We start from the raw sequence: 2,691 nt of genomic DNA, 5'->3' as shown, positions 1-2,691 counted from the left end.
TGCCCTCCATGCTTTCCTCCCAGACCCAGGTGTAGACCAGGCGTTCGGCGCGCTTGATCTCTCGGTAGCGTCCACCTACCGAGTGGCTGGCGTTCTCGCGCGTGCGCATGTCGATGCGCCAAGCGCCGTCGACGCGGGCGTCGACAGTCGCGCTGGCCACGGACATTCCGCGCGGGCAGTGCCAGCGCGCCAGCACGGCCTCGTCGATGAAGGCATCGAACACCTTCTCGCGCGGGGCACGGATGAAACGAGTGAGGTCCAGTGTGAAGTCCTGCGGTGCATTCATGATGGGCGGCTCCTTCGGCGGCGAGGGGACTTGGCAGGGATGGCGGCACGGCGCTTGCGGCTTGTCGTGTCGCCAGGCGCTGGAGGTGACTCAAACAACTCGGCCAGGCGGTCCAGGCTCTGCTCCCAGAACATGCGGTACGGGTCGAACCAGTCGTGCGCGGCACGCAGGCCGGGTGCGTGCAGGCGGCAGATCCGCCATTGCGCGCTGGTCTCGCGCTCGATCAGACCGGCTTGTTGGAGCACGCGCAAGTGGCGCGAGATCGCCGGCCCGGAAATCGGAAACGGCTCGACCAGCGCGCCTACATGCACCGGGCCCTGCGCCAGTCGCGCGAGGATCGCGCGACGTGTCGGGTCCGCGAGAGCAGCGAAGGTGGTGCTGAGTCCATCCATGCCTTATTTAACCCAACGTTTAAATACAAGTCAACCCAGCGCTGCATGGGCGGGCTAACGTTACGTACGGGAGGGGAATGGATTTCTTTCGATAGTCAAGCTCATTACCATGATGCAGGACAAAACGTACGGGCGGCCCTGTGCATCGCCATGGTCCGAGTGCTCTCGTTGTCGGTAGCGATGAGGCGCTGATCGTGCGCACGTGACGAAGCAATTTCGCCCGCCCGTTGACGACACCGAGTCAGCGTATGGGACCGTTCCAAACGCGCACGCCGTCACCGCGCGGTACAAATAGCTGGACAGGCATAGCGCTGAACATGAACCCCTCGGCAGTCGATGTAGGCCTCAATCATCGAGAGAGGAAACTGAATGGGCGGCAGATCCGCGGCGAGCAGGATTGCATTCTGGAAAACACGCGAGGTGCGCTTGTTCCCGTCCTCGAAGATCTGGAGGTAGGAGAGGTTGCACGCCGCGTAGACTGAAGCGTCGAATCGGTTCTCCGCGCGACCCAGAGCCCTGAAGATCTCAGCCGCCTGCTTTTCGATGTAAGGCACGCCGTCCGGTGGGACGTTTTCCGTGCCGGCGATACGCACGCGCGTCGTCTTGCGGGTCGCGCCCAGCTGGTCGTCGGGCAAGATGCCGCGCATCAGCACCGTGTGCACCCTTCGCAGGCCGTGGATGCCGGCCGTGACGATCTCGTTCGCGTTGTCGAGGACCATGCCATGCGCGTCTCGGAGATTCACGAGCATCTGCGCTTCGAGGTGGCTCTTTCCTGCGGCCGGCCTCCCAAGCTTCAGCAACGCGATCGACTCCGCGCGGGTGTAGGTGTTCCCTTCGATCCGAGCGGATGTGTAGGCGAAATCGCGATCGCGGATTGATGTCTCCACCTTGCGATGTTCGAGAGCGAACTGAGTGGGGTGGCCTGAGCACAGCGGAGCAGCTCGTCCAACTCCTCGCCACGAAAGACCTCGACGTGCTCAAGGCGAGACGGGACGAAGCTGATGGTCATTGGTTGCAACGGATTCGCGGAGGCGTCGGTGATCAGCCGACTGGCTTGTAACTGCCGTGCTCCCCATCTGCATCATCGCCGTCGGGCACAGGATCACCATGGCCGTGCGTCCAGCCGGGCACGTTGACGAAATAACGAGTCCCCCGGCCTTGGCCCGTGGTCCAGAGCATTTGTGCCTCCAGCAAGGCCGCCAAGTCGCGTGTTGCGGTGGCCTTGGATGCCCGGGTCATCCTCCCGTACTTCTCGGCATTCAGCCCGCCAAGGAAGCCGCCATCGCCGTCGTCGAGCAATCTCTGCACGACTTTGCGCTGCCGCTCATTGACCGCCATGCCGGCGTGCGCTGCCCAGAACCGCGACTTCTCAAGTGCCTTGTCGATGACCGTGCTCGAGTGACGGCAGGCCTGCGCCAACTGATCCGCGAACCAGCAGACCCAGTCCGTGACGTCGAGGCCGCCACACTGTGCATGGTTCAACACTTTGTAGTAGCCCTTGCGGTTGCGTAGAAACTGTCCGGACAGGCTCGCCAAACGGGTGGGTCCGCCCAAGTACTGCGCAATCGCCTGATCGACAATGGCGCGCCCCAGGCGGCCATTGCCGTCCTCAAATGGGTGAATCGACTCGAACCACAGATGGGCGATCGCGGCCCGCGCGATCCCATCGAGGACCGGGCCGTGAGTCGCAGCGTTCGCGGGGTTGGAGGCGGCAAACCAGGCGAGGAATGCCGCCATCTCGCGCGCGACGTCAGCAGACGGTGGCGCCTCGTAGTGAATGATCTCGCGTCCGAGCGGGCCGCTCACGATCTGCATCGCCTCCTCGTGATCGCGGTACCGGCCCACCGCAATCCGCCGGATGCCGCTCGTTCCACCGGGGAAAAGCGCCGAGTGCCACCGCCAGAGGCGATCCCCTTCCAGGGGCGTGAGGTAGCCCTCTGAGGCATCCCGGATCACGTCGACCAGCCCGTCCACTTGCTGCGTCTGCGAATTGCTCGTCCCGATGCCCAGCCG

At 64.0% G+C, this 2,691-nt stretch carries 4 protein-coding genes; all 4 read right to left on the bottom strand.

Annotated features, from left to right (window positions below; all coding sequences use genetic code 11):
• The coding region (locus AC1DY5_RS50550) for an SRPBCC family protein (protein WP_478121836.1) at positions 1 to 286 on the bottom strand (286 nt) is incomplete at its 3' end.
• Positions 283 to 678, bottom strand: coding sequence for an ArsR/SmtB family transcription factor (locus AC1DY5_RS50545; protein WP_478121835.1), 396 nt, complete (start codon positions 676 to 678; stop codon positions 283 to 285). The genes AC1DY5_RS50550 and AC1DY5_RS50545, both read right to left, overlap by 4 nt.
• A gap of 275 nt (positions 679 to 953) precedes the next feature.
• Positions 954 to 1,397 carry a Fic family protein gene (locus AC1DY5_RS50540; protein ID WP_478121834.1) on the bottom strand — a complete coding sequence of 148 codons (444 nt, stop codon included), beginning with the start codon at positions 1,395 to 1,397 and terminating at the stop codon, positions 954 to 956.
• A 322-nt stretch (positions 1,398 to 1,719) separates the two neighbouring features.
• The coding region (locus tag AC1DY5_RS50535; RefSeq protein ID WP_478121833.1) for a Fic family protein at positions 1,720 to 2,691 on the bottom strand (972 nt) is incomplete at its 5' end.

The sequence above is a fragment of the Variovorax sp. P4_D9 genome (genome assembly GCF_056401695.1).
Note: the sequence above shows the minus strand (reverse complement) of the source record. Positions and strands in the feature narration are given on the sequence as shown.